Origin of the sequence: Latilactobacillus parasakei, assembly GCF_049674265.1 — a bacterium.
GTDB classification, from domain to species: domain Bacteria; phylum Bacillota; class Bacilli; order Lactobacillales; family Lactobacillaceae; genus Latilactobacillus; species Latilactobacillus sakei.
The window spans coordinates 885,012-911,193 of sequence record NZ_CP186861.1; the positions used below are offsets into that span (position 1 = coordinate 885,012).

General features: G+C 41.7%; 25 protein-coding genes. All 25 read right to left on the reverse strand.

Features of this window, described 5'->3' with window-relative positions; genetic code table 11:
- Positions 1-26: 26 nt before the first annotated feature.
- On the reverse strand, positions 27-563 hold the full coding sequence (locus ACPBEH_RS04540) for a DUF308 domain-containing protein (RefSeq protein ID WP_424349876.1): 537 nt from the start codon (positions 561-563) through the stop codon (positions 27-29).
- 120 nt (positions 564-683) lie between these two features.
- Positions 684-3,536, reverse strand: a complete 2,853-nt coding sequence (gene uvrA, locus ACPBEH_RS04545; RefSeq protein ID WP_424349877.1) for an excinuclease ABC subunit UvrA — start codon at positions 3,534-3,536, stop codon at positions 684-686.
- Positions 3,537-3,545: 9 nt separating this feature from the next.
- Positions 3,546-5,549: an excinuclease ABC subunit UvrB gene (gene uvrB, locus ACPBEH_RS04550; protein ID WP_424349878.1), complete on the reverse strand. Its 2,004-nt coding sequence runs from the start codon at positions 5,547-5,549 to the stop codon at positions 3,546-3,548.
- 207 nt (positions 5,550-5,756) lie between these two features.
- Entirely contained in the window at positions 5,757-6,389 is a 633-nt protein-coding gene (locus ACPBEH_RS04555) for a YfbR-like 5'-deoxynucleotidase (RefSeq protein ID WP_016264744.1), read from the reverse strand.
- A 124-nt stretch (positions 6,390-6,513) separates the two neighbouring features.
- On the reverse strand, positions 6,514-8,238 hold the full coding sequence (locus ACPBEH_RS04560; protein ID WP_112217603.1) for a phospho-sugar mutase: 1,725 nt from the start codon (positions 8,236-8,238) through the stop codon (positions 6,514-6,516).
- Positions 8,239-8,393: 155 nt separating this feature from the next.
- Positions 8,394-9,314 (reverse strand): thioredoxin-disulfide reductase, encoded by a 921-nt coding sequence (trxB, locus tag ACPBEH_RS04565; protein WP_016264742.1) that lies wholly within the window; start codon positions 9,312-9,314, stop codon positions 8,394-8,396.
- Positions 9,315-9,430: 116 nt separating this feature from the next.
- Positions 9,431-9,778: a hypothetical protein gene (locus tag ACPBEH_RS04570; protein WP_229295513.1), complete on the reverse strand. Its 348-nt coding sequence runs from the start codon at positions 9,776-9,778 to the stop codon at positions 9,431-9,433.
- Between the two features lie 170 nt (positions 9,779-9,948).
- Positions 9,949-10,971 (reverse strand): NAD(P)H-dependent glycerol-3-phosphate dehydrogenase, encoded by a 1,023-nt coding sequence (locus ACPBEH_RS04575; protein WP_016264740.1) that lies wholly within the window; start codon positions 10,969-10,971, stop codon positions 9,949-9,951.
- A 17-nt stretch (positions 10,972-10,988) separates the two neighbouring features.
- Entirely contained in the window at positions 10,989-11,816 is an 828-nt protein-coding gene (gene lgt / locus ACPBEH_RS04580) for a prolipoprotein diacylglyceryl transferase (protein ID WP_035144643.1), read from the reverse strand.
- Between the two features lie 127 nt (positions 11,817-11,943).
- Complete coding sequence (gene hprK, locus ACPBEH_RS04585) at positions 11,944-12,885, reverse strand: HPr(Ser) kinase/phosphatase (protein ID WP_016264738.1); 942 nt, start codon at positions 12,883-12,885, stop codon at positions 11,944-11,946.
- Between the two features lie 137 nt (positions 12,886-13,022).
- Positions 13,023-13,397: a phage holin family protein gene (locus tag ACPBEH_RS04590; RefSeq protein ID WP_025016320.1), complete on the reverse strand. Its 375-nt coding sequence runs from the start codon at positions 13,395-13,397 to the stop codon at positions 13,023-13,025.
- The gene (locus ACPBEH_RS04595) at positions 13,397-13,672 is read right to left on the reverse strand and encodes a hypothetical protein (protein WP_094365652.1); all 276 of its coding nucleotides are present in this window, start codon (positions 13,670-13,672) and stop codon (positions 13,397-13,399) included. The genes ACPBEH_RS04590 and ACPBEH_RS04595 overlap by 1 nt, the downstream gene beginning before the upstream one ends.
- Complete coding sequence (locus tag ACPBEH_RS04600) at positions 13,672-13,908, reverse strand: PspC domain-containing protein (protein ID WP_016264736.1); 237 nt, start codon at positions 13,906-13,908, stop codon at positions 13,672-13,674. The genes ACPBEH_RS04595 and ACPBEH_RS04600 overlap by 1 nt, the downstream gene beginning before the upstream one ends.
- Before the next feature lie 27 nt (positions 13,909-13,935).
- Positions 13,936-15,411 carry a daptomycin-sensing surface protein LiaX gene (gene liaX, locus ACPBEH_RS04605; RefSeq protein WP_424349879.1) on the reverse strand — a complete coding sequence of 492 codons (1,476 nt, stop codon included), beginning with the start codon at positions 15,409-15,411 and terminating at the stop codon, positions 13,936-13,938.
- A gap of 186 nt (positions 15,412-15,597) precedes the next feature.
- Positions 15,598-16,545 (reverse strand): L-threonine 3-dehydrogenase, encoded by a 948-nt coding sequence (locus tag ACPBEH_RS04610; protein WP_424349880.1) that lies wholly within the window; start codon positions 16,543-16,545, stop codon positions 15,598-15,600.
- Between the two features lie 19 nt (positions 16,546-16,564).
- Complete coding sequence (locus tag ACPBEH_RS04615) at positions 16,565-17,752, reverse strand: glycine C-acetyltransferase (RefSeq protein ID WP_424349881.1); 1,188 nt, start codon at positions 17,750-17,752, stop codon at positions 16,565-16,567.
- 190 nt (positions 17,753-17,942) lie between these two features.
- Entirely contained in the window at positions 17,943-18,413 is a 471-nt protein-coding gene (locus ACPBEH_RS04620) for a nucleoside 2-deoxyribosyltransferase (RefSeq protein WP_011374216.1), read from the reverse strand.
- 337 nt (positions 18,414-18,750) lie between these two features.
- Positions 18,751-19,428, reverse strand: a complete 678-nt coding sequence (phoU, locus tag ACPBEH_RS04625; RefSeq protein ID WP_424349882.1) for a phosphate signaling complex protein PhoU — start codon at positions 19,426-19,428, stop codon at positions 18,751-18,753.
- Between the two features lie 16 nt (positions 19,429-19,444).
- On the reverse strand, positions 19,445-20,203 hold the full coding sequence (gene pstB / locus ACPBEH_RS04630) for a phosphate ABC transporter ATP-binding protein PstB (RefSeq protein WP_011374214.1): 759 nt from the start codon (positions 20,201-20,203) through the stop codon (positions 19,445-19,447).
- A 20-nt stretch (positions 20,204-20,223) separates the two neighbouring features.
- A complete protein-coding gene (gene pstB, locus ACPBEH_RS04635; protein ID WP_011374213.1) occupies positions 20,224-21,033 on the reverse strand; it encodes a phosphate ABC transporter ATP-binding protein PstB in 810 nt (269 codons plus the stop codon).
- A 9-nt stretch (positions 21,034-21,042) separates the two neighbouring features.
- The gene (pstA, locus tag ACPBEH_RS04640) at positions 21,043-21,927 is read right to left on the reverse strand and encodes a phosphate ABC transporter permease PstA (protein ID WP_016264731.1); all 885 of its coding nucleotides are present in this window, start codon (positions 21,925-21,927) and stop codon (positions 21,043-21,045) included.
- Complete coding sequence (pstC, locus tag ACPBEH_RS04645; protein WP_424349883.1) at positions 21,927-22,850, reverse strand: phosphate ABC transporter permease subunit PstC; 924 nt, start codon at positions 22,848-22,850, stop codon at positions 21,927-21,929. The genes pstA and pstC overlap by 1 nt, the downstream gene beginning before the upstream one ends.
- A gap of 9 nt (positions 22,851-22,859) precedes the next feature.
- Positions 22,860-23,720, reverse strand: a complete 861-nt coding sequence (locus tag ACPBEH_RS04650; protein ID WP_424349884.1) for a phosphate ABC transporter substrate-binding protein PstS family protein — start codon at positions 23,718-23,720, stop codon at positions 22,860-22,862.
- 92 nt (positions 23,721-23,812) lie between these two features.
- A complete protein-coding gene (gene pnpS, locus ACPBEH_RS04655; RefSeq protein ID WP_424349885.1) occupies positions 23,813-25,474 on the reverse strand; it encodes a two-component system histidine kinase PnpS in 1,662 nt (553 codons plus the stop codon).
- Positions 25,461-26,174, reverse strand: coding sequence for a response regulator transcription factor (locus tag ACPBEH_RS04660; protein ID WP_424349886.1), 714 nt, complete (start codon positions 26,172-26,174; stop codon positions 25,461-25,463). Before ACPBEH_RS04660 ends, pnpS begins: the two co-directional genes overlap by 14 nt.
- Positions 26,175-26,182 lie beyond the last annotated feature (8 nt).

Below are 26,182 nucleotides of genomic sequence, written 5' to 3' on the forward strand. Positions count from 1 at the left end.
TGAATGTTGTTCTAGACTTTTCATTTTTATAACCGACGAGCAATCGCGATGACAATCGCATTAATCCCGATCACTACGAAGTAAAATCCTAATAAGGTGGTCATTGTTACGGCTGCAACTACCGGATGCATTAATAATAACAAGCCAATAACCAATCCTAAGACATTTAAAATAATCGATAAAATATATAAGCCCATATTAAATTGTTTCAAATGACTTACATTTAATAAACCAACAATTGCATCTAGCAAGAACCAGATTGCAAACATATAACTCATTGTAAAGATACCGGCTGGAATATTAAAGATGAATAATAGCCCGATCACAATATCTAAAATGGCATTGATCAACATCACTGTTGCCCGAATACCAGTATCTTGTCTTAATTGTCCGTAAACACTAATTTTAGCAATCCCCCGAATAATCGCAGCCACCGCCACAATGATGACTAAGCCGGATAAGGTTGCTTTTGGCTTATTTAACAAGAAGTACGCCCCAATTAGGAAAATAATCCCGGTCATTAATTCTGACCAATCAAATCGCCAATCATTTCTTCTAAACATCTTACCACCTCTTCCTATCTAATAAATCTATCATACTTTTTTTGGGACCAATGCTCAATAACTTTCATCAAAAAGAAGCCCATCAAAAAAGCTGAGCCTTAAAAAGACTCAGCTTCATGACTATTCTTGTGCCGCTAATGTGCGCGCTGTATCGCGTTCTAAAATCGGTTTTAAGTAACGTCCCGTATAACTTTCTGTGACGTTCACTAATGTTTCAGGTGTACCGGTGGCAACAATGGTGCCACCTTTGTCGCCACCTTCTGGTCCTAAATCAATAATGTGGTCTGCCGTTTTAATCACATCTAGATTATGTTCAATGACTAAAACAGTGTTGCCTTCATCAACCAACCGTTCTAAGACCCCTAACAACCGCTTAATATCATCCGTATGCAAACCAGTTGTTGGTTCGTCTAAGATGTACAAATTCTTACCCGTTGATTGTTTTTGCAATTCAGAAGCCAATTTCATCCGTTGGGCTTCCCCACCAGATAAGGTTGTTGCTGACTGGCCTAATGTCACGTAACCTAAACCAACATCGACGATTGTTTGTAACTTACGGGCAATCTTAGGAATATTTTCGAAGAATTCAGTTGCTTCAGAAACGGTCATATCCAAGATTTCAGCAATGTTCTTGCCTTTATAAACCACTTCTAACGTTTCTGAATTATAACGACTACCATGACAAATTTCACAAGGGACATAGACATCCGGTAAGAAATTCATTTCGATCTTGATAATCCCGTCACCCTTGCATGCTTCACAGCGACCGCCCTTCACATTAAAACTAAAGCGCCCCTTCTTGTAGCCTCGTAACTTCGCTTCATTGGTTTGGGCGAATAAATCACGGACATTATCGAAGACACCGGTATAAGTGGCTGGATTACTCCGCGGTGTCCGGCCAATTGGACTTTGGTCGATATTAATCAACTTCTCAAGATTTTGATAACCCGTGATGGTCTTATATTGACCCGGTTTAGCTGAATTACGATTCATCTTTTGCGCAAGGGCCTTCTTCAAAATCGTATTCACTAATGTTGATTTACCCGATCCAGAAACACCGGTCACGGCAACAAATTCACCTAATGGGAAATCAACCGTTAAATCTTTTAAATTATTTTCAGCAGCGCCAGTTACCCGCACTTTTTTGCCATTTCCTTGGCGTCGTTTTAATGGTACCGGAATATAATCCTGCCCCGCTAAATAACGGCCCGTTAAGGAATTAGGATTTTGTTCGACTTCTGTTGGTGTCCCAGCGGCCATCACTTCTCCGCCGAGATCCCCAGCACCTGGGCCAATATCAATCAGATAATCGGCTGCTCGCATCGTATCTTCATCATGTTCAACCACGATTAAGGTATTCCCTAAATCACGCATTTTCTTCAAAGAACCGATTAACCGGTCATTGTCGCGTTGATGCAGCCCAATTGAAGGTTCGTCTAAGATATAAAGCACGCCAGATAAGTTCGACCCAATTTGCGTGGCCAAACGAATTCGTTGCGCTTCCCCACCGGAAAGTGTGCCGGCAGAACGACTCAACGTCAAATAATCTAAGCCGACATTAATCAAGAAAGTCAGGCGATCATGAACTTCTTTCAAAATGGGTTTCGCAATCACTTGATCTTTTTCAGAAAGTTCAAGATTGTCAAAGAATGGGAGGCCATCCTTGATTGCATTGTCTGAAACTTCGGCGATATCTTGGCCACCGACTTTAACTGCCAAGGCTTGACGATTTAGTCGCTTACCGTGACACGTTTGACACGTTAATTCCGTCATATAAGTGCGCATTTGCGTCCGCGTGAAATCACTATTCGTTTCACGATAACGCCGATCAATATTGCTGAGGACCCCTTCAAAAGGCACTTCAACATCGCGAACGCCACCAAAATCATTTTCATAATGGAAATGAAATTCTTTGCCTTGTGAGCCGTTTAAGATGATATCTTTTTGACGAGGTGTCAACTTACTGAAAGGACGGTCCATATCAATTTTAAAGGCCGTGCAAGCTTGTTCTAACATTTGTGGGTAGTATTGCGAACTGATTGGATTCCAAGGCGCAATTGCCCCTTCACGCAATGTTTTGCTTGTATCCGGAACAACGAGGTCCGTATCAACTTCTAGTTTTAAACCTAGACCGTCACATTCAGGACAAGCCCCAAATGGCGCGTTAAATGAGAATAGCCGTGGTTCTAATGCCCCAACCGTAAAGCCACAGATTGGACACGCATAATGTTCAGAGAACAAGAGTTGTTCGCCGTCAATCACATCAGCTGTCGCATAACCGTCAGATAGTCTCAAAGCCGCTTCAAACGAATCAAATAACCGTGACCGAACCCCGTCTTTAACGACGATTCGATCAACAACAATATTGATATCATGTTTCTTATTCTTATCTAATTCTAAATCCGTGCTAACGTCCATTACTTCGCCATCCACTTGGACACGAACGTAGCCTTCACGCTGAATCTTCTCGAAGATTTTTTTGTGTTGCCCTTTTTTGCCACGAACAATTGGTGACATAATTTGAAGTTTAGTCCGTTCTGGTAAGGCCAATACCCGGTCAACCATTTGTTCTACGGATTGGCTACTGATTTCAGTGCCATCGTTCGGACAGATGGGTTGACCAACTCGAGCCCACAATAAGCGGAGATAGTCATTGATTTCAGTGACTGTCCCAACTGTTGAACGTGGGTTTTTAGAGGTCGTCTTTTGGTCAATCGAAATCGCTGGACTTAACCCGTCAATTGAATCAACATCCGGTTTATCCATTTGTCCTAAGAACTGGCGGGCATATGCTGATAAACTCTCAACATACCGTCGTTGTCCTTCTGCATATAACGTATCAAACGCTAAAGAACTCTTCCCAGAACCAGATAACCCGGTGATGACCACTAACTTATCTCTTGGAATCGTAACGTCGATATCTTTTAAATTATGGGCGCGTGCGCCGTGAATTACTATCTTATCATTTGCCATACTGGACCTCTAATCTATTTCACTTTTTAATTCTAAAATGGTATCCCGTAATGTCGCCGCCTGTTCGAAATCAAGTTTCTTAGCTGCTAAGCGCATCTGTTCGGATAGTCGTTCAACCATTTCTAGTTTTTCAGCCTTCGACATGTTCTCTAGGTCAATCTCATTGGTCATCTTAATTTCTTCTGGATGTTCAACTGATTGTACCATTGAAATCGCATCTCTAATTGGTTTAATAATCGTCTTCGGTGTGATGTTATGAGCTGCATTGTAGTCTTCTTGAATTGTCCGTCGACGTTTGGTTTCATCAATCGCGTGGCGCATTGAATCCGTAATCTTATCGGCGTACAACAAGACCTGTCCATTTTCATTACGAGATGCCCGGCCAATGGTTTGGATTAAGGACCGTTCGCTACGTAAGAAGCCTTCCTTATCCGCATCTAAAATCGCCACTAAGGACACTTCAGGGACATCGATCCCTTCCCGTAATAAGTTAATCCCAATTAAGACATCGAACTTACCCAGTCGTAAATCACGGATAATTTCCGTTCGTTCCAACGTCTTAATATCACTATGCAAGTACCGAACTTTAATCCCCAGTTCCTTGAGGTAGTCGGTTAAATCTTCCGACATTTTCTTGGTTAAAGTTGTAATGAAGACCCGCTCGTTCTTTTCGATGCGGTCATTGATCTCACCGACTAAATCGTCAATCTGACCCATGATTGGCCGCACTTCAATATTGGGATCTAACAGGCCGGTTGGTCGAATAATCTGATCCACTTGGATATCAGTTTGTTCCGCTTCGTAAGGCCCTGGTGTGGCCGACACATACATAATCTCATTCACGTGCTCTTCGAATTCTGGCAACGTTAATGGCCGGTTATCTAACGCACTTGGTAACCGGAAACCATAGTCAATCAACATTTGTTTCCGCGCACGATCGCCATTGTACATCCCCCGAATTTGGGGCATGGTCACATGGGATTCATCAATCATCATGATTGAATCTTTAGGGAAGAAATCTAACAACGTATAAGGCGGTTCGCCGGCTTGGCGATCTTCCATATGACGTGAGTAATTTTCAATCCCGGAACAATATCCCATCTCTTGCATCATTTCAAGATCATAGTTTGTCCGTTGTTCAAGGCGTTGTGCTTCTAGTAACTTACCTTCACCCTTTAGAACAGCCAGCCGTTCAGCCAATTCAGCTTTAATACTTTCAATCGCTTTTTCCATTTTTTCATCATTCGTCATAAAATGCGTTGCGGGGAAAATGGCAACGTGTGATCGTTCGCCAATCACTTCACCTGTTAAGGCATCCACTTCGACAATTCGATCAATTTCATCGCCAAAAAATTCAACGCGTAGCGCATGATCATCACGAGAAGCTGGGAAAATTTCAACCACATCACCGCGCACTCTAAAACGCCCCCGTTGAAAATCAATATCATTGCGTTCAAATTGAATATCAACTAACTGACGTAACAAATCATTGCGTTCAACTTCCATCCCTGGTCGCAATGACAAGACGTGATTTTGGTATTCGCGCGGATCCCCTAACCCAAAGATACAAGAAACAGAGGCCACAACAATCACATCGTTCCGTTCTAATAACGAGCTAGTCGCTGAATGCCGTAGTTTATCGATTTCATCATTAATACTCGAATCTTTTTCGATATACGTATCACTGGAAGGCACGTAAGCTTCTGGTTGATAATAATCATAATAACTCACGAAATATTCAACCGCATTATTAGGGAAAAACTGCTTAAATTCTGCGTATAGTTGACCGGCCAATGTCTTATTATGTGAAATAATCAACGTTGGTTTGTTGAGATTCTTAATCACGTTGGACATTGTAAAAGTTTTCCCGGTCCCAGTAGCGCCCATCAAAACCTGCGCCTTAGCACCCGCTTCAAAATTCTTCGTTAAGGTTTCAATTGCAGCAGGTTGATCGCCAGCAGGTTCATATGGTGCGACTAAGTCAAATAGGTTATCGTTCTGTCTATCAATCATGAATTGCCTCCAGTGCCGTTTTATTGCGATAAAAGAAGCGCCTGATACAAAACGGGGTTTTGTACCAGACACCTTCTTAAATGACGCATTTATAAGTTGTCAGTGATTATCCGCACGTGGTGCTTAAGCCACTGAACAGATACCCTCTTTTTTATCAATTACCATTCTAACATACCGAACATATTTTCGCCACACTAGTGAACTAGCCTAGTTTGACAACGTTTGACGCACCAGTTGTGTGAGCTTACCGCGGTCGGCAAAATCCTCACTCAATAGGTCTGGCAGCATTTTTCGGATGAAATATTGTGCGCTTGCCAGATTTTGATATTGCATAATCGTTTTTAAGCTTTCTGCAAAAATTTCCAAAAAGGCGTTTTCTGGATTTCCCTTTTCAATCTCGCCAAATGATTCATAAAGCAAATCAATCTTATCAGCAACTGCCAATAATTGACCTTCCAAGGTTTCATCCTTACCTTCACTCAAGCGCCGTTTATAGCGTTCTTGTAAAAAACCGGGAATTTCATTATTGATGAAGTTATCCGTTAAAGAACTTTCAACATTGGCTAACATCGTCCGTAACTCATGAGTCGCGTATTTAACCGGTGTTTTGATGTCCCCAATAAACCGCTCCGTATAATCATGGTTCAACGCCCGTTCGTATAAGACTTGCCAATTGATTGGTTGGCCGTTTTCTTCTTCGATATCGCCTAGTAACTGCGCAATCTCGCAAACTTTAAATGAATGCGCTGCGACGGAATGTTCCTGATACTTAAATAATCCTGGTGCCCGGTTTAGTGTCTCCAAATTATTTAACCCTTGCAAATACTGATGCATACCCATTCGAAAAAAGCCTCCATTCTTACAAAAATAGACCGACTAACGATATAGTCCGCCTATTTGTTGCACTCATTATAGATAAATTTCACGTCAATGTAAAATAGTAACCCTTTTTATGAGGATTTTGTTATTTAACAAGGGCTTGAATTGCTTTTTCAAAGTTAGCTAATTTCAAATCAGCCGTTGCTTCATCATCCGCACAAGTCCCAACATAGAATTTAACCTTAGGTTCTGTACCACTTGGCCGAATAGCAATCCATGTGCCATCTTCTAAGTGATATTTCAAAACGTTTGATGTTGGTAAATTGATTGGTTCAGTGTGACCATCAGCAAATGTTTGCGTTTGTGTTTGGAAGTCTTCTGCTGAAGCGACTTTGATGCCGGCAAAATCAACAGGACTTTCTTCACGACATTTAACCATTAAGTCAGCCATTTGTTGTGGGCCGTTGACACCTTCAAAATCAATCGCTGTCGTTTGTTCAGCATAGTAGCCATATTCAGCGTATAGTTCTTGAATACCGTCGTACAACGTCTTACCGTTTGATTTGTAATAAGCTGCAACTTCAGCTAATAGGACCAGCGTTTGGATGGCATCCTTATCACGGACAAATGGTTTAACTAAGTAACCGTAACTTTCTTCAAAACCAAACATGAAGGTATTTTCGTTTGTATCTTCAAAATGTTGGATTTGTTCTGCAATAAACTTGAAGCCTGTTAAGACGTCAATCATTTTAACATTATAACTAGCAGCAATCTTTGTTGCTAATTCTGTTGAAACGATTGATTTAACCGCAGCAGCGTTTGCTGGCAATGTGCCTGCATCTTTACTTGCTTGTAAAATATAGCGAAGTAAAACAGATGCGATTTGGTTCCCTGTCATTAATTGGTAGCTACCGTCTGGTTGGCGTACGGCGGCCCCAAGACGATCGGCATCTGGATCAGTCGCAATTAAAAGATCTGCTTTTTGTGCTTTTCCAAGTTCAATCGCCATATCAAAAGTTTGCGGGAATTCTGGGTTAGGGAATGGTGTTGTTGCAAATTCTGGATCAGCAACGGCTTGTTCAGCCACCATTGTGAATTGTTCGAAGCCTGCTTGACGTAAAGCGCGTTCGCCAAGGACTTTCCCAGTCCCATGAAGTGGTGTGTAAATTAATGACATTGTTTTACCAACAGTATCCACCAATTCTTGGTTGATCGTTACTTTTTTAACTTCTGCTAAGTAAGCTTGATCGACATTTTCACCAATTAAAGCCATGATGCCGGCTTCGCGTAAGGCCATTTCGTCAGCAACTTCAATTGCAAATAGGTCTGATACCTGACGGATATAGCTTGTAATCATATCAGATTCCTTAGGTGGCATTTGCGCGCCATCTTCGCCGTAAATCTTGTAGCCGTTGTATTGCTTAGGATTGTGGCTAGCGGTAATCATGATTCCTGCATAAGTATGTAGGTGACGGACCGTAAATGATAATTCAGGTGTTGGACGCAAAGCATCAAAAACGAATGTTGGAATTTGATGTTGGCCTAAAACGCGTGCTGCTTCGTGTGCAAAAGTTTCTGATTGGTAACGTGAGTCAAAACTAATCGCAACCCCACGTTTTTTAGTTGCTTCTGGTAAAGTTTCCATGAATTGGGCAAGGCCTTCTGTTGCTTGACGAACTGTATAAATATTCATGCAGTTAATCCCAGGGCCTAAGAGACCACGCATACCAGCTGTCCCGAATTCCATTGGCACACTGAAGGCTTTTTCAAGCGCTTCTTCATCGTTTGCCATATTGTCTAAAGCTTCTCTTAAAGGTAAGTCCATTTTTGTTTGATTATTCCAAATTGCATAATTATCTTGCCAGCTCATTTTGTAACCCCCACATTTGTTATAAAATCTCCCACTAATTATAGCATAATCAACCGCTTTCCCATAGGGCCTCAAGTGTTAAGAAACTTAAAAAAAGCGCCAATCCATTTTTTATGGACCGGCGCTTTCATTGGTATAGCTCATTTAAACGTTCTTTAAATACTTTGAATATATTTGAAGACTTCTTGGCCAGCTATGCCGCCGTCACCGACTGCTGTTGTGATTTGACGTAAGTCCTTTTCACGAACATCACCGATTGCAAAAATCCCGGGGACACTAGTTGCCATGTGGTCGTCTGTTTTAACCCAACCGGCTTCCGTTAAAATACCTAGGTCTTTGAAAGCACTTGTCATTGGATCAATACCGACGTAGATGAAGACACCACTTGCTGGGACTTCTTTAGTTTCGCCACTTTCCTTATCAACATAAGTGACAGCAGCTACTTTTTTATCGTCGCCTTCAATTGTTTTAACTTGTGCATTCCAGACAAAAGCCATCTTATCGTTAGCAAATGCGCGATCTTGTAAAATCTTTTGCGCACGTAGTTGATCACGACGGTGAATAACGGTTACTTTGCTAGCTAATTGTGTTAAATAAAGGCCTTCTTCAATCGCTGAATCACCGCCACCGATGACAACGACTTCCTTGTTCTTGAAGAACGCACCATCACAGACGGCACAGTATGAAACACCTCGGCCACCGTATTCATCTTCGCCAGGAATCCCGATTTTCTTATGTTCAGAACCCGTTGCAATAATCACGGCCCGTGCTTGGAAGTCGCCTTCATCCGTGTGGACTAACTTAAACTCACCTTTGTCTTCGATACTATTAACGGTGCCATAACCGTATTCAGCACCAAACTGTGTGGCACTCGCATACATTTTTTCGCCCAATTCTGGGCCCAAAATTGACTTAAAGCCAGGATAGTTTTCGACCTCTGCTGTATTGTTCATTTGACCACCATAAATTCCTCGGTCCAACATTAAAACAGATAGGTTCGAACGTGATGCATAAAGCGCCGCCGTCATCCCGCCGGGGCCAGCACCGATTACAATTACATCATAACTTTTAGCCATTTCGCATAATCTCCTTACTTTTATCAAGTTACTTCTAATAGAGTGTATCTTACCCGTTATTAAAAAAAAAGTCCACCAAACTGTTTGAACAGTCGGCGAACTTTCTGTAATGCTAATTAACCTTTAATTTGTTTCAATTCTTGTAATAGTTCGGTTGCCTCAGCTTCAAAATCTGAGTCATCACTTTGTAGATAGGCTTTTGCCAATTGATAGCTCTCTTGCATCTGCCCTAAAAAAGCGTACGCCGTTGCTAAAAAATACTGTAATTCCGGATGTGTCTGGTAATTGACGCTTGGAATTTCTTCCAATGCAATCACAGCACCGCGGTAATTACCGACCGATTCTAAACAAATTGCTAATTGGCAAACCACAAAGATGTAATCATCCTTCGTTTTTGCCAATGACTTAGAGCGTTGCAAGCACGTGAGCGCTTTTTCATAATGAAATCGCTCAAATGCTTGCATCCCTCTGTCAAAATAAAATTCACAAGTTGGTCTTACAGATACCAAATCGCCCATAAAGTAATCGGTTCTCCTTTAGTCATTTTATCAACTTATGTCATCATAACATATTCGTTTTGCGGATGCGATACCCGTTTAAAATGATGGCGTTTTTATCAAATAATTTAATTGGTCTATTTAAAATCGATTTCTGGTTTACCAGAACGTTGCATTAAATTGCCAATTTCGGTGCGAATGTCACAACCACGATAAAGGACGTTGTAAATTGCGTTGGTAATTGGCATATCAACTGAGCGTTGTTGTGCTAATTCATAAGCGGCCTTACATGTTGCGACCCCTTCAACAACCATGCCCATATTTTCTAGAACATCATCTAGCTTTTGACCTTCGCCTAGAGCATTCCCTGTTCGCCAGTTCCGTGAATGCACACTGGTCCCAGTAACGATGAGATCGCCGACACCAGATAAACCGATGAACGTTAGTGGGTTAGCACCCATGGCAACCCCTAAACGAGAAATTTCGGCTAGGCCCCGTGTCATTAAAGCAGCCTTCGTGTTATCGCCATAACCCAAGCCGTGTAGTGCACCTGCGCCTAAAGCAATTACGTTTTTCAAAGCCGCACCCATTTCAACACCGATGACATCCGTATTCGTGTAAAGGCGGAAGTAATCGTTCATGAAGATTTCTTGAATCCATTGGGCTTGCACTAAATCAGTTGAAGCAGCCGTTAAAGTTGTAATATCCTTCATTGCAACGTCTTCAGCATGACTAGGACCTGATAAGACCACGATGCCATTTCTAACATCTGCCGGAATAGTTTCAGTTAAAACTTCTGAAATTCGTTTATGACTCCCTTGTTCCAACCCTTTAGAAGCTGTGACAATCACGGGTTTAACCCCTTTGGCTTCTAGCACTGGTACGATTTGTTCTGCCACTAGACGAATCACTTGCGTTGGAATAACGAATAAAACAACGTCCACTGCTTCAAACGCTTCGTTTAAATCTAAAGTTGCGTGTAAGCGTGGATCAATCTTGAATTCGGGTAAATAATGCTTGTTAGTGTGTTGTTCGTTAATCTCTGCTACTTTCTCAGGATCATTCCCCCATAATTCAACGTGGTGGCCATTTTCTACTAATAAGTTGGCTAAAATTGTGCCCCATGAACCGGCACCTAAAACTGCAACATTAACTGTCATTAATCCTAATTCTCCTTTTATTTAACTGCTGAACGCAGTGTATTACCTTCTAAATAGTCGGGTAACGTCTGTTGTTTACGCCGCCAAATCCATAGTCCAATCGCACCAAAGAACAACACGAGTGATAGAATCTGTGACACACGTAATGGTCCGATAAATAAACTATCGGTCCGCATCCCTTCAACGAAAAAGCGGCCAAAGGCGTACCAAGCAACATAGCTCAATAAAATCTCACCTTGTTTAAACCAACCTTGACGATGACGGACACTCATAATGATTATAAACCCTAAGACATTCCAAGTCGATTCATATAAGAAAGTTGGTTGGCGATAAGCCCCATCAATCAACATCTGTTCGGTTACCCAATTGGGCAAATGAAGCGTCTGTAAGAAGTGCAACGTCGTCTTAGCCCCAAAGGCCTCTTGGTTCATAAAATTCCCCCAGCGACCAATTGCTTGGGCAATCATGACCGTTGGTGCCGCGATGTCCAAAACTAACCACGGCGACAAGAAATGCTTGCGACAATAGATGATGAACACAATTGTTGCGGCAATTAAACCACCATAAATCGCAATCCCACCGTGCCAAATTTTAATAATTTCACTTGGATTGGCTTGGTAATAGGACCATTCAAAAATCACATAATAAAGCCGCGCCCCAATCAAGGCAAACGGTAAGGCCCATAAAATTAAATTCAAAATATCATCTTCACTGACATTGCGACGCTTAGCTTCTCGCAAGGCCAACACAACGGCCAATACGACACCACTAGCAATAATCACGCCATACCAATGAATCGCCAACGGCCCTAATTGTAGGGCTATCGGATTTAAAACACCTAATATTAGGTTCACGATAATCGCTCCTCATATTCAATTAAAAAAACTAGACTGAGTACTATCCTGTCTTTATAACAGTATAGCTCAATCTAGTCAGATGACCTACTATATTAAGGTACTTTTAACGTTTAAATTAGTTTTCGTCGTCAGAGTTAGATTCGATTAACTTGCCTAAGTTCGCTTCGAAAGTCTTCGTTGCATCATAGCCCATTGATTTAGCTCTAAAGTTCATCGCTGCAACTTCAATGATGATAGCCAAGTTACGTCCAACCTTAACTGGTACGGTGATCTTAGGTACTGGCACATCGAAAATCATTTGTTCTTCTGTATCGGAACCAAGACGATCGTACTTCTTATCTTGTGACCAGTTTTGTAAATGAACAATCAATGAAATTGATGTATCAGCCCGTACAGCACCGGCCCCAAAGAGGTTCATGACATCAATAATGCCAATCCCCCGAATTTCAAGTAGGTGCCGTAAAATCATTGGTGCTTCACCAACAACCGTCCGTTCATCTTGTTGGTAAACATCAACTCGATCATCCGCAATTAAACGATGGCCCCGTTTAACCAATTCAAGTGCGGTTTCACTCTTCCCAACACCAGAATCGCCTGTGATAAGCACCCCTAAGCCATAGATATCGACAAGCACGCCATGCATCGAGCGCCGTTCGGCCAATTGACCATCTAAATAATCCGTCACTAAACTTGAAAGACGGGTTGTTGATAGGTTTGATCCTAACACTGGAATACCAGATTCTTCAGCTGCTTGTAACATTTCCTTAGGTGGTTCTAAACTACGCGAAATTAAGAAACAAGGCGTATTTTCAGAAGCCATCCGGCGCATAATCATTAGGCGTTCTTCCGCCGTCATATTTTGCGTAAAGGAAACTTCCGTCATCCCAAATAATTGAATTCGTTCGTATGGGTAATAATTAAAATAACCGGTTAATTCGAGTCCTGGACGAGAGATATCACTCAACGTCACTGTTTTCTCTTTTAAATGAGCTTCCCCTGAGTACACTTGTAACTTAAGGTCCGTCACTAATCTTTCCATTGAAACACTATCCGCCATGATATACCGTCCTTCTTCTACTCTTATACGTACTATCATATTGCTTTTAGAGACATTTTTCAACATTAATGTAGGCGTTTTCTTAAATTAATCTAAAAATAAAGCCTGTCATCAAAATTCTGATGCAGGCTTTATTATTAATAACGCTCTCTGCTAAATTGATTGCCAATGATTGTATTGGCAATTGATAGGATGAACGCCACGACAATCGCCGCGCCTAATCCTGAAAAGCCAAACGTAACGTTCGGGAAAGTGCTCCCTGAACTGACGAAGATTGACGTTAATTCCAACATAATCCCGTTAATCACTAAGCTGAAAAGGCCGAGTGTTAAAAACGTAATTGGAAATGAGAGAATATGCAAAATAGGTTTTACTAGCACGTTTAAAATTGATAAAACAATACTTGCCACTAAGGCGACTAAAATCCCATCAACATGAAACAGTCCTGGTAGTAAGCCCGAAATTGCGATAAATAAGATTGTATTCACTAAAACGCGTGTCCAATAGCGCATTAAAAATCACTCCAGTTGTCATCATCGACCTTCACATCACGTGCTTCCTTACGCCCCCGAGAATCGCTCGGTTGGCTGTAATAGGCTTGATGTTGTTGTTCGTGGTAATGGTGACGTGGTTTATTATGACCGACAATTAAGCGGTAAATGAGCCAAATCACTAGTAACGGAATAGCGAACTTGAAGAGAATCATCACTGAGCCAATCAAGACGCCCATTACCGTAATGGCGAGAATAATCGCCAAAATTGGGACTAGTATTAATAGAAAAGGCATTAATATTCACTCCATTCATCATGAGAATCGCGACGCGTTTGACTTGGCCGTTCCGGAATAACAAGGGCCAAGATGATATAGACGACAATCCCTGGGAAAGCTGCTGAGAAGATTGAGAACAAACAGTAGAGCACTCGAACCAATGTCGCGTCAACATTGAAGTATTCTGCTATCCCACCCATTACACCGGAAATCATCCGGTTATCTCTTGATTTATATAATCTCTTTTGTGCCATTATTCAGAAACCACCATTCATTATTTTTTAGTTTTCTTTGTCTTTTAATAAGATATTACCAGTTGTCGTGCCTAATGTTAATTGGGCTGCTTGCATATCTTCGTTTCGTGCTAATTGTAACATTTGGCTGCCTGTGCTTTGGTGTTGATCAACCGTTTGCGTATTGGCTAAACGATTTTTGATCATCCCAAAACGTGTCCGAGCTTCAAGTGTAAAGCCAATCGTTTGTGGTAAGGCTAACTTAACCGTACCATTAACCGACTTAGCTTTCAAATGTTGTAACTGATTATCGTTGAAAGAAACTTTGATGTCACCGTTAACAGTTGAAACACTACTATTTAGCACTTGGGCTTTCATCACGATATTGCCGTTGACGGTTGTTCCTAGAATATCTTCATAGTGCCCGTCATTAACCGTAATCCCGCCATTGACGTTTTCTGCTTCTAACATTGCGACATTCGTACTGTTCAATGTTAATTGACCATTTGTCGTTTTAAGGTATAAATCACGCCCTGTGAATCCATCTAATGCAATATCGCCGTTTAATAACTTAACGTTAGTTTGTAAGTAATTATTAGCAGGTAAGTAGAATGTTAAGTCCGCTTGAATGCGTTTGTTAGGCACTTGGAAAACCAAATCAGCATCGGTGACATTGATATTGCTACGGGCTTCAAAAGCTTCGCGAGCTGTTGGTTCACCCATCTTACCGTAAAGTTTGACTTGAGCCACAACTTTAATTTCGGGTTGATCCCAAATCTTGAAATCGACGTTCCCGTTGGCTACTTTGACGTTAATCATTTCTGGTGTCACATCTGAGTAAATAAATTCATGCGTGAATTTTTCGGTTGCCAAACCTGGCACCTTGAAGTTAACTTCTTTCCAGTCAACATTATCCATCACATTTTTAGCAGTTTCCTTCATGAATTTACCAAGATGTAGGCTTGCTTCGCCTAAACGACCGCTAATTTCATCGAAAGTTTCGCTGGCATTTTCTTTCCAATCATCTGAAAGGCCTAGCTTTTCAGACCATTGATTCTTCGCCATCTGCCGACGTTGTTTTTCAATTTGATTTAATTCTTCCGTTAAGGTTTGCCGTTGTTCTTCCAAGTCATCAATTTGAGCTTGGTTTTGTAAAACAGCTGCCTTGAGTGCTTGACGTTCAGCCGCCTTTTCACTTGTCAGGCTATCTAAATCTTCCATCGTATCAAGCACAGTTACTTGTTCTTGATCAGCTTGAATTTTTTGCTTCAAGTCTTGTAATTGACGGTTAACACCTGATAGCGCAATTGTTAATTCTCTGGCGCGTTCTTCAACGATCGCGCGTTGATCAGTTTCTGGTGCCGATTCTTGTTCGTTATCATCAATATCAGGGACTTCAGGTTCTGCTGACATTTTAGTTGTATTTTGATTGTTTTTAGCTAAATTTTCTAATAAGATTAAGGCTTCTGAAGATGTTAATACACCTTGGTTCACTAAGTCTAAAATTCTTTGACGTTCATTCATTGTTATGACCTCCATTGGTTTAAATGATGACCTCTATATCTGTCACACTTGACTATGGTTCTATTATGCCCATTTTAATTGGAAATGTCATAGGTCCAAAGGTTGATTTTTATTTAGGTACTCCGAGCGATACTCAGTTGGGACATAAAAAAGACCGGGCGATTGGGGCCCGGTCCTTTACTACAATTAGATTCTAGTTTTTAATTGCGCCAGCATATCCTTAGTCATTGCTTCTAAATCATATTGGGGTTCAAAATCCCATTCCGCTTTGGCGCAACTCGCGTCAATTTGGTTAGGCCATGAGTCCGCAATCGCTTGGCGCGCTGGATCAACAGCGTAAGTCATTTCAAAGTCTGTCAGTTCTTTTTGAATCGCAGCTTTAATTTGTTCTGGTTCAAAAGACATTGCCGTAATGTTAAAAGCGTTTCGATGAATCAAGCGTTCTGGATCAGCATTCATCAATTTAATAATGGCTCCGATAGCATCTGGCATATACATCATATCCATATAAGTGCCTTCTTTAATGAATGATTCATAATGGCCATTGCGTAAAGCCTCATAGTAGATATCGACCGCATAATCGGTCGTGCCACCGCCTGGCAACGTCTTATAAGAAATCAAGCCTGGGAAGCGAACGCCCCGTGTATCAACGCCGTATTTAGTATGGTAGTAATCACAGAGCAATTCCCCAGACACTTTAGTCACGCCATACATTGTTGTTGGTCGTTGAATCGTATCTTGTGGTGTATTATCTTTAGGCGTGCTAGGGCCAAATGCCCCAATTGAACTTGGTGTAAAGAATTTCAAATCTAATTCACGGGCAACCTCCAATGCATTGACGAGGCCGGTCATATTTAACTGCCAAGCAAATTGTGGCCGTTCTTCAGCCACTGCTGACAATAATGCAGCTAGATGAATGAGTGTGTCGACTTGATAATCTGTCGCAATTTTAAGCATTCGATCATAGTCCGTCACATCTAACACTTCAAACGGGCCACTTTCAACCGTTTCGTTATGGTCTGGTCGGCGAATATCCGTTGCAATCACACTATCGACACCGTTTTGTGCTCTCAATTGAGCCACTAATTCTGATCCGATTTGTCCTAAACAACCCGTTACCATCACTTTATGCATGTTAGTTCCTCCTTTGAATTTAGATAATCCCTAGTTCACGACCCACTTTTTCATACACCGTCACTGCCTCATCTAACATTGCTTTAGTGTGCGTAGCACTTGGCATGTTACGAATCCGCCCCGTTCCTAATGGTACGGTTGGAAAGACGATTGGTTTGGCATAGACACCATTTGCAACCAATGCTTGCGAGAATTTTTGGGTTAATTGTTCATCGCCTAAAATTACCGGTGTAATTGGCGTTTCCGATTTTGCGACTTTAAAGCCAACCGCCTTTAATTTAGCCTTGAAGTAATCGGCATTCTCCCACAACTGATCCACATATTCGGGGTGCGCCATGATTAAATCTAGCGCTGTAATACAAGCAGCCGCTGCGCCAGGTGTTAATGAGGTTGAAAACAGGAATGGGCGACCACGAACCTTCAACCAATCAATTAATGCCTGGGTCCCCGCAACATAACCACCGACAACGCCGATTGCTTTGGAGAGCGTCCCCATTTGGAAATCAATCTTGTCTTGTAAGCCAAAATGTTTAACAGTTCCTTTCCCATGCCCCATCACACCAGAGCCGTGCGCATCATCAACATAAGTAATGAGTTGATACTTCTCAGCAATTTTAACGGCTTCGGGTAAATTAGCCACATCACCGTCCATTGAAAAGACGCCATCGGTAATGTACATCACTTTTTCGTAAAGACCACTTTCAGTTGCCGCCTTTGCTTTTTCTTCTAAATCTGCCATATCTTGATGTTTGATACGAATGATCTTCGCGCCTGACAAGCGACAGCCATCGATAATTGATGCGTGATTTAATTCGTCCGAAAGAATCGCATCATTTTTAGTCATCACGGCTGAAATCGCGCCCATATTACAGTTAAAACCAGATTGAAACGCGATTGCCGCTTCTGTTCCCTTAAATTCGGCAATCTTAGCTTCTAAGTCTTGATGAATCTGGAGCGTCCCGTTAATTGGCCGCACTGCACCAGCCCCAACACCCCACTTTTGCGTGGCAGCCTGATCCGCTGCTTTTAATTCATCGCGATTAGCAAAGCCTAAATAATTATTAGACGCTAGATTAATCAGTTCGCGACCGTTAATTTTAATCACTGGCCCATTGTGCGCTTCTAGAACATCGATTGTGTTATACAACCCCTGTTCCTTCAATGATGCTAGCCCTTCGTGCAAGAATGCTTCTAACGTTTTAGTCATCCAATCACTCCTGTCCATTTGATAAGTAAAACATAGCACGCAATGTAATCGTTTACAATGAAATGAATTGTTCTTTTTAACCAGATTAACAAACCGCTATTTAACGGGGGCAATTATAAGAAGGCCATTAAAAAAGCCCGTCCGAATTATCATAATTCAGACGGGCTTTTTTCAATTTGAAAATACGAGGTTAAATGATTTTACCTGGGTAAGGTTCGCCTGCTACAAATTGGAAATCTAAGGTTTCTAATTCATTAATATCCGTCACACACTTGCTGATGCCTTTAGCTAACATTAAGTTAATCGGATTTTCTTGCAAGTCATCTTCACAAACAAACACAATTGGCGTGTGGCTTGCGTTAAGATAACCGACTTCAAAAGCAGTCCCGGTATCTTCATCAGCCATATCCCATAAAACAACGGCCATATCGGCTAAGTCCATTGCAGTGATGTCGTTTTGATAAGTTTGGTTAGCCCATTCGTAACCACCGAATAAACCGTTAGGATCATTATCTTCAGTAACATCTTTGTATTGATGTTCTTGTGGACTATGGATATACCCAACTGTTGGGTTAGCTGCCAACGCTTTGTGGGCGCGTGCGACCATGTCTGCTTGTTTAGGGGTGAACCAGCCACCCGCTAGGTAAATTTGTTTTTGCATTGTTACGACTCCTCTTTATCAAACATTAAAAAGGGGTGGGACAAAATCGCTTTTGTCTACCGCCCCTTTTTGATTGGCGAATATTATTAGTTCAAACGTGCTTTTTAAGTCTAGTTTCCTGCGCTTAACCCTGCTCCTCAAACAACCGATTGCATCAGTTATTTACGGAGCTGTGTTAATGCTCAGAAACTGAGCAAACTTAAACGAACTCTCTTCTTAAACGTGTTTTATCAGCCATATTCTTCCGGTTAGCTACGAATACCAAATGATTGCTTCCAGCAATCATTCGCTATTCTATGCTGATTCTCAGAATACAACCGGCTGATAAAACACTCTTTTAAAATTCGTCTTCTTTGTCGTTTGAATTTAATTCGACGACTTTACCGGTTCTTAAGTAAACAATCCATTCACAGATGTTTGTAACGTAATCACCAATTCGTTCCAAATAACTGGCAACAAGCATGTAATCCATGCTGCCAACAACTGTTTCTGAATCCCGTTGCATTTCTTTAACACAGTCATCGTAAATGTTTTCCGAATAAGCGTTAATCGCTGTATCTTCTTCAGCAATCGTAATTGCTCGGCGCCGATCTTCTTTAACGTAGGCATCCAAGACTTCTTCTACCATTTGTTTTACTTTGTCGGCCATATCCGCAATATCTTTTTCGATATCCGGTACACGGGTATTGCCCTTCACACGAATCGTTGATTTAGCGATTGAAACCGCGTGATCGCCCATTCGTTCCAAATCAGAACTAGCCTTCATGATGGTTACGATAATTCGTAAATCAGTCGATACGGGTTGTTGAAGTGCAATTAATTCAAAACTCTTACGTTCCAAATCCGTTTCCCGTTCATTAATCTTATGATCATCTGCAATCACTTCTCTTGCCAATTGCTTATCGTGATTAATGAAGGCTTTAACAGATTTATAGATGGCTTCATTGACCATCATGCCCATTTCAGAAAAACGAACGTGTAGTTCATTCAATTCATCTTCAAAAAGTCTACGCATGCTATTCCCTTCTTTCTTAGCCAAAGCGGCCACTGATATAATCTTCCGTTTCTTTTTCGGTTGGGTTTAAGAAGATTTTCTTCGTTGGTGCATATTCAATTAATTCACCTTGTAAAAAGAATGCTGTCTTATCCGAAATACGAGAAGCCTGATGCATATTATGCGTCACCATTATAATGGTATACTGTTGGCGCAATTCTAGCAACATATTTTCGATTTTTGTACTCGAAATTGGGTCCAGTGCAGATGTTGGTTCGTCCATTAAGATGACTTTAGGCTTAACAGCAAGTACCCGGGCGATGCAGACCCGTTGTTGCTGCCCACCTGAAAGTGACAAAGCACTTTCGTGGAGTTTATCTTTTACGTCATCCCAAACGGCAGCTTGTTTCAAACTGGTTTCAACTGCTTCGTCCAAAACGCGGTGATCCTTCACGCCTGATAAACGTAACCCGTAGACAACATTATCGTAAATTGAAAATGGGAATGGATTAGGTTGTTGGAAAACCATCCCTACTTCCTTCCGTAATTTAACGGTATCCATCTCAGGCGCATAAATATCCTGACCATTAAGTAAAAACTTGCCCGTCACCGTTGCGGAATCAATCAAATCGTTCATCCGGTTTAAACACCGCAGATACGTTGACTTACCACAACCAGAAGGCCCAATTAACGCCGTAATTTCATTTTCTGCAAAATCCATATTAATGCCTTTTAAGGCCTCATTTTTACCATAGAACAAATGAACATCTGAGGATTCAATAATTTTATTCGCCAACTGGCAAACCTCCTTGTATGCTAGCCGAAATGACCAGACACATAATCTTCTGCCGCTTTAATCTTAGGACGGGTAAACATCTTCCGGGTTTCATCAAATTCGAGCGCGTGCCCTGAATGGAAAAAGGCTGTGTAATCACTAATCCGCGCTGCTTGTTGCATATTGTGCGTCACAATGACAATTGTATATTGTTCTTTCAAGCGAATTAATGTTTCTTCAACGGTGTTTGTTGAGATGGGATCCAAAGCCGAAGCCGGTTCATCCATCAAGAGAATATCAGGTTTCATCGCGATTGCGCGTGCGATACAAAGCCGTTGTTGTTGCCCACCTGATAAGGCCAAGGCACTCTTATTCAAAGAATCTTTTACTTGATCCCAAAGAGCAGCTTGTTTAAGCGTTGTTTCGACGATTTCATCTAGGTACTTTTTATCTTTTTGACCGTGTTGTTTCAAAGCAAATGTAATGTTGTCGTAAATAGATTTAGCAAACGGATTAGGACGTTGGAAAACCATCCCAATATGTTCGCGCATCTTATAAACGTCAACTTCATCACTATTGATATCAACATCCCGATACATAATCTTCCCGGTCACACGAGTATTAGCAATATTATCATTCATCCGGTTTAAACTCCGGAGATACGTTGATTTACCTGAGCCAGAAGCCCCGATTAACGCCGTAATCCGATAACGTTCAAATTGTAATGACGCATCGTGCATCGCACGTTTGTCACCATAGTAGACGTTTAAATCTTCAGTTGACAACGCAATTTCATGTTTAGGTTCTGCTAATTTTTTGATATGTGTTTTTGTTAAATCATAATCTGCCATAAACTTCTCCTATGCTGCTGTCATTTTGCGGTAAACGCGCTTGCCGATTACCCGTGCTAACCAGTTGAATAATAGGACAGCGATAATCAAGACGGCCGATGCCCCAGCTGATACAGCTGTCGCATCCGGCATAATGCCTTCAGAATTAATTTTCCAAATATGCACAGCCAATGTTTCGGCTGGACGCATTGGATTCAAAGGACTTGCGATATACGTTGGATTCCAGTTCGTGAAATCTAATGACGGCGCACTTTGACCTGCTGTGTAAATTAAAGCAGCGGCTTCACCGAAAATCCGGCCGGCTCCTAAAATCATCCCCGTAATAATATTGGGTAACGCTTCTGGAATAATGACGTGTTTAACCGTTTCATAACGTGATAAACCAAGCGCAAGACCAGCTTCACGTTGTGTAAAGTGGATTGATTTCAAAGCATCTTCAACGTTTCGTGTTAATAATGGTAAGTTAAAGACGGTTAGGGCCAAAGCCCCCGCTAAAATTGAGAAGCCTAATTTAAATTGAATAACGAAGACTAAGAAACCAAACAAACCAACCACGACTGATGGTAAAGAGCTTAAAACTTCAATTGCCGTCCGGACGACGTTTGTGACCCAGTTTTTAGGGGCGTATTCAGCGAGGTAAATCCCAGCACCAATTGAAAGTGGCACGGAAATCACCATCGCAATTACCAATAGGTAGAATGAATTAAAGAGTTGAACGCCAATCCCGCCACCTTTTGTAAAGGTTGACGCTGGGTTCGTCAAAAATTGCCAAGTCACGTGCGGTAACCCGCGAATTAAGATATAACCTAGTAAACTTGCCAATAATAAAACAATTAAGCCAGCGATTAGTGTTAAAACGCCGGTTGCAACTTTATCCCATTTTTTTGCATCCATTAGCGACCCATTGCTCCCTTCCGACCAATTAAACGAACTAATAAGTTAAATAATAGTGACATTAATAATAAGAGCAGTGCCAATGACCATAAGGCGTTATTGGCAAGTGAGCCCATAACGGTGTTCCCGATTCCCATTGTCAAGACACTGGTTAATGTTGAGGCGGGCGAAATCAAGTTATGTGGCATTAAGGCCGCATTCCCGATAACCATCTGAACGGCAAGTGCTTCACCAAACGCCCGTGCCATCCCGAAGACAACCCCGGTTAAAATCCCAGGTGTTGCCGATCTTAGGACGACTTTCCAAGTTGTTTGCCAACGTGTGGCACCTAATGCCAATGACGCTTCCCGATAGTGCCGTGGCACACTCTTCAAAGCATCAACGGTCATTGAAGTCACCGTTGGTAAAATCATGATGAACAACACACAGGTTCCGGCTAAAATCCCAAAACCACTGCCGCCAAAGATATGGCGCATTGTTGGGACAACTACTGATAACCCGATAAAACCATACACAACAGATGGAATCCCAACCAGTAATTCCATAACGGGTTGTAAAATCTTTTCCCCCCGTTTAGGTGAAATTTCTGTCATGAAGATCCCAGCACCAATGGCAAATGGTGTTGCCAATAAGGCTGCCAAGAACGTCACGCCAAACGAGCCCATAATCATTGGGAGCGCCCCAACTTCTGGTCGACCATGACTATCCTTAAGACTTGGATTCCAATCACTTTGGGTTAAAAAGCGCCATAGGCTGACCTTATCCTTAAAGAAGGTTGCGAGTCCTTTAGAGGCCACAAAGTAAAAAATAGCCAGAACGATAAAAACGATTAAACTGATACACAATAAACTGATTAATTTTCCACGGCTTTCGGTTTTCGCCGCCCGTGATTTTTTCAGTAAACTTGCCTTAATTGGATCCATTTTTGCCACCTACTTAACCTTCGTAATTGTGCCGTCTAACGACCGTTCAACTTGCATTTGTGCGACTGGGATGTAACCCATTTTGCTAACTTGTTTGTTTTGAATCTTATCCGATAAAACATAGGCCAAGAATTCTTTGGTTAGTCCCGTTGGTTGACCTTTAGTGTAAACATGTTCGTATGACCAGATTGGCCAAGTATTATTCATAACGTTTTGATCATCTGGTGCAACACCATCCAGTTTAAGCGTTGCAACCGTGCTATCCACGTAAGAAAAGGCTAGATAACTAATCGCCCCGGGTGTATTGGCCACGATTGAACGGACCATCCCGGTTGAATCTTGTTCTTGCGCTGGTTTTGTTTTGCGATTACCCATTACCCATTGTTCAAAGGTTGAACGCGTCCCACTACCTTGTGCCCGGTTAACCAAGACCACTTCTTGATCAGGACCGCCGACTTGCTGCCAGTTCGTAATTTCGCCGCTAAAGATTTTAGCCAACTGCGTCAGCGATAAATTCTTAACGCCAATTTTTTTATTGATGACTGGTGTAATACCAACAACTGCCACCTTATGATCGACTAATTTGTCCGCTTTAATGCCGGCTTTTTCTTCTGCAAATAAATCAGAATTACCCATTTGAACGGCACCTTCTTGAATCTGGCTTAACCCAGTCCCAGAACCGCCACCTTGAACGTTAATAAATTGACCTGAATGTTGGGCACTGTATTGTTCGGCTAACGCTTCAATCAATGGCTGTAAGGCCGATGACCCAACTGCCGTGACTGACTGTCCATTTTGTTTAGATTGACAACCAGTTAATAGTAATACAACGAATGTGACTAATAAGCCAATAACACTACGTTTACGCATGCTAATCCTCCACGAATTCCATTTAAACCCTTTGATTAATTATAGAAAAGAATTGTAAAATCTAACACTATTGAATGTAAATATTTTGTAAATCACGCTAAGGGAAAGGTTAAAGTAAACTGACTACCGACTCCTAGCTGGCTTTCAACCGTCAATTGACCACCGATACTTTCGGTAATTTCCTTAGCAATCGCTAAGCCTAACCCAGTCCCACTCTTATGTGTGGCCCGGGCTTGATCAACGCGATAGAATCGTTCGAAAATCCGTTCTTGTAAATCACTTGGAATACCAAGACCGGAATCAACAACCTGAATGGTCAACTGCTGTTGATCGGCCTGAGCGGTAATGACCAGCGATCCTGCTTGTTTGTTGTAAGTAATCCCATTGGCGATTAAATTCTTTAAGACTTGGTTTAACTTCATCTTTTGCGTCTTAAACGTTAATGTCTCCGGAATATTGACGGAAACATGAATTTCTTTTTGCTGGATCTTTTGTTGCATCAATTCTAGGTTAGCTACAACCATCGCTTTTAGCGCAATGTCTTGGGCCTGTGTTTGGTCTTGGCGATCCAAGTGTGATAATGCCAAAATATCCTGAATTAAGGCTGTCAGGCGCGTGCTTTCTTCGTAAATAATCTTCAAGAACTGCTGCAAGGTTTCCGGATCATCCTTGGCTCCCGCTAACAGTGTTTCAGCAAAACCTGTAATTGCCGTGACCGGCGTCTTCAATTCATGACTGACGTTGCTAACAAAATCGAGCTGCATCTGTTCAACCCGGCGAATATCGGTTAAATCATACAAAATCACTAACGCCTGGAATTTAGACTTCACAGTATTTAACTGCACCACATTGGCATCCACAAACCGTTCCCGATTTTGAATGAGCTGAATTTCTTGGTGATGACTCCGTCGATACCGGAAAGTATGTTCAATCATCCGCGTTAATTCATAGGTCTTAATATCATCGATATACGGATGCTTTTGGGTTTCGATCGTTGTCTCCAATAACTGGCCCATTGCCTCGTTATGCAGCACGACTTGCCGGTTTTCATTAATCACCATTACTCCGACCGGTAAATGATCAATCAACCGATCAAAACTGCCTTGTTGGATGGCAATCTTTTGCCGCATGTGACGCATATCCTTGTTTAATTGGTTCACTTCGTGTGCGAGGACGTATAATGACGCGTCCTTTTGGAAAATAATTGGTTCTGGCGTTTCTTCGTAGCGAATATGATGAATATTAGCCACCAAAATCTTCAAATGCTCATAAAAATGACTCCGTTGACGCTTGAATTGTAAAAGAATAATCAGACTAAATAGTAAATACAAAACAGTCACTGTCAGGGCGATTTCCGGCCAAGTATGCCAGAAGCGTTGTTGTGGCATCAATAAGACAAACGTTGGCTGACTCGATTGATGGACCGCAACTAAATACCAACGCCCATTGATCTTTTGCCTAACACTAAAATTGCGCGTGGTATGATCACGATTTAAAACATCAGCCACTGACCGTTCCAACTTGGTGTGGTGTGACGACTGTGGCGTGACGACTTGTAATTTATTTTGTTGTAGCCATTTTTGCCGCTTGAAACTAGCGTCCTTCACGATTAAGGCGTAATCGGCACTTCGTTCTTTGAGCGTTGCATTTTGCTGACGGTAAATCACTAAATTAATGAGTAAAATAAAGGCTATGTAAATAGCCACTAAAATAGTGGCTAGCTTATAAAATCTCACTTGATCATGCTTGGTCATGTGCGGGGTCCTCCAACTGATACCCAAAACCACGAACTGTTTTCAGATAAACAGGATGGCGCGGATCATCTTCAATTTTTTCGCGCAAATGACTCACTTGAATGTCAACCATCCGGGTTTCAGCTGGGTAGTCAAAGCCCCAAACGGCATTTAATAATTTTTCGCGACTTTGCACCTTATTAAGACGGTGCATAAAGTACACTAATAATTCAAATTCCTTCGGTGTTAAGTGCAACTTGTGATCACCTTTTTTAGCGATTACTTCGGTTTCGTCCACACTTAAATCACCGACCACAATCGTCTCAGACACTTGTTCAACGGGTTGTTCAACTGGTTGGGCTGTCCGGCGTTCAATCGCTCGAATTCGGGCGATAATTTCGCGGGGACTAAAGGGTTTCGTCACGTAATCGTCTGCGCCAACTTCAAGGCCGACAATCTTATCCGTTTCATTGTCCTTAGCCGTTAAAATCATAATCGGCGTTTTCAATTTAGCTTCCCGAATCTTTTTAGTTACCGCAATCCCATCTAGTTTTGGTAACATCAAATCCAAAATAATAAAATCGAATTTTTGTTGTAAGGCCATCGTTAGCGCTTGAGCACCATCCGTTGCCGTCATTACCTTGAAATGTTCTTGCTCTAGATTATATCTCAACAATGTCAAGATTGCTGGTTCATCGTCTACCACTAGAATCGTTTTCATCAATGTCA

Bases quoted from the DNA above. Each gene is read 5' to 3' on its own strand.
- trxB (WP_016264742.1), bottom strand. From the start codon at position 9,314: ATGGCTAAAAGTTATGATGTAATTGTAATCGGTGCTGGCCCCGGCGGG.
- uvrA (WP_424349877.1), bottom strand. From the start codon at position 3,536: ATGGCAAATGATAAGATAGTAATTCACGGCGCACGCGCCCATAATTTA.
- pstA (WP_016264731.1), bottom strand. From the start codon at position 21,927: ATGGATGCAAAAAAATGGGATAAAGTTGCAACCGGCGTTTTAACACTA.
- ACPBEH_RS04555 (WP_016264744.1), bottom strand. From the start codon at position 6,389: ATGGGTATGCATCAGTATTTGCAAGGGTTAAATAATTTGGAGACACTA.
- pstC (WP_424349883.1), bottom strand. From the start codon at position 22,850: ATGGATCCAATTAAGGCAAGTTTACTGAAAAAATCACGGGCGGCGAAA.
- uvrB (WP_424349878.1), bottom strand. From the start codon at position 5,549: ATGATTGATAGACAGAACGATAACCTATTTGACTTAGTCGCACCATAT.
- pnpS (WP_424349885.1), bottom strand. From the start codon at position 25,474: ATGACCAAGCATGATCAAGTGAGATTTTATAAGCTAGCCACTATTTTA.
- ACPBEH_RS04650 (WP_424349884.1), bottom strand. From the start codon at position 23,720: ATGCGTAAACGTAGTGTTATTGGCTTATTAGTCACATTCGTTGTATTA.
- hprK (WP_016264738.1), bottom strand. From the start codon at position 12,885: ATGGCGGATAGTGTTTCAATGGAAAGATTAGTGACGGACCTTAAGTTA.
- ACPBEH_RS04540 (WP_424349876.1), bottom strand. From the start codon at position 563: ATGTTTAGAAGAAATGATTGGCGATTTGATTGGTCAGAATTAATGACC.
- ACPBEH_RS04590 (WP_025016320.1), bottom strand. From the start codon at position 13,397: ATGCGCTATTGGACACGCGTTTTAGTGAATACAATCTTATTTATCGCA.
- ACPBEH_RS04600 (WP_016264736.1), bottom strand. From the start codon at position 13,908: ATGGCACAAAAGAGATTATATAAATCAAGAGATAACCGGATGATTTCC.
- ACPBEH_RS04620 (WP_011374216.1), bottom strand. From the start codon at position 18,413: ATGCAAAAACAAATTTACCTAGCGGGTGGCTGGTTCACCCCTAAACAA.
- liaX (WP_424349879.1), bottom strand. From the start codon at position 15,411: ATGAATGAACGTCAAAGAATTTTAGACTTAGTGAACCAAGGTGTATTA.
- ACPBEH_RS04575 (WP_016264740.1), bottom strand. From the start codon at position 10,971: ATGACAGTTAATGTTGCAGTTTTAGGTGCCGGTTCATGGGGCACAATT.
- phoU (WP_424349882.1), bottom strand. From the start codon at position 19,428: ATGCGTAGACTTTTTGAAGATGAATTGAATGAACTACACGTTCGTTTT.
- ACPBEH_RS04660 (WP_424349886.1), bottom strand. From the start codon at position 26,174: ATGAAAACGATTCTAGTGGTAGACGATGAACCAGCAATCTTGACATTG.
- pstB (WP_011374213.1), bottom strand. From the start codon at position 21,033: ATGGCAGATTATGATTTAACAAAAACACATATCAAAAAATTAGCAGAA.
- ACPBEH_RS04615 (WP_424349881.1), bottom strand. From the start codon at position 17,752: ATGACTAAAACGTTAGAAGCATTCTTGCACGAAGGGCTAGCATCATTG.
- ACPBEH_RS04570 (WP_229295513.1), bottom strand. From the start codon at position 9,778: ATGCAAGCATTTGAGCGATTTCATTATGAAAAAGCGCTCACGTGCTTG.
- ACPBEH_RS04560 (WP_112217603.1), bottom strand. From the start codon at position 8,238: ATGAGCTGGCAAGATAATTATGCAATTTGGAATAATCAAACAAAAATG.
- ACPBEH_RS04610 (WP_424349880.1), bottom strand. From the start codon at position 16,545: ATGCATAAAGTGATGGTAACGGGTTGTTTAGGACAAATCGGATCAGAA.
- ACPBEH_RS04595 (WP_094365652.1), bottom strand. From the start codon at position 13,672: ATGCCTTTTCTATTAATACTAGTCCCAATTTTGGCGATTATTCTCGCC.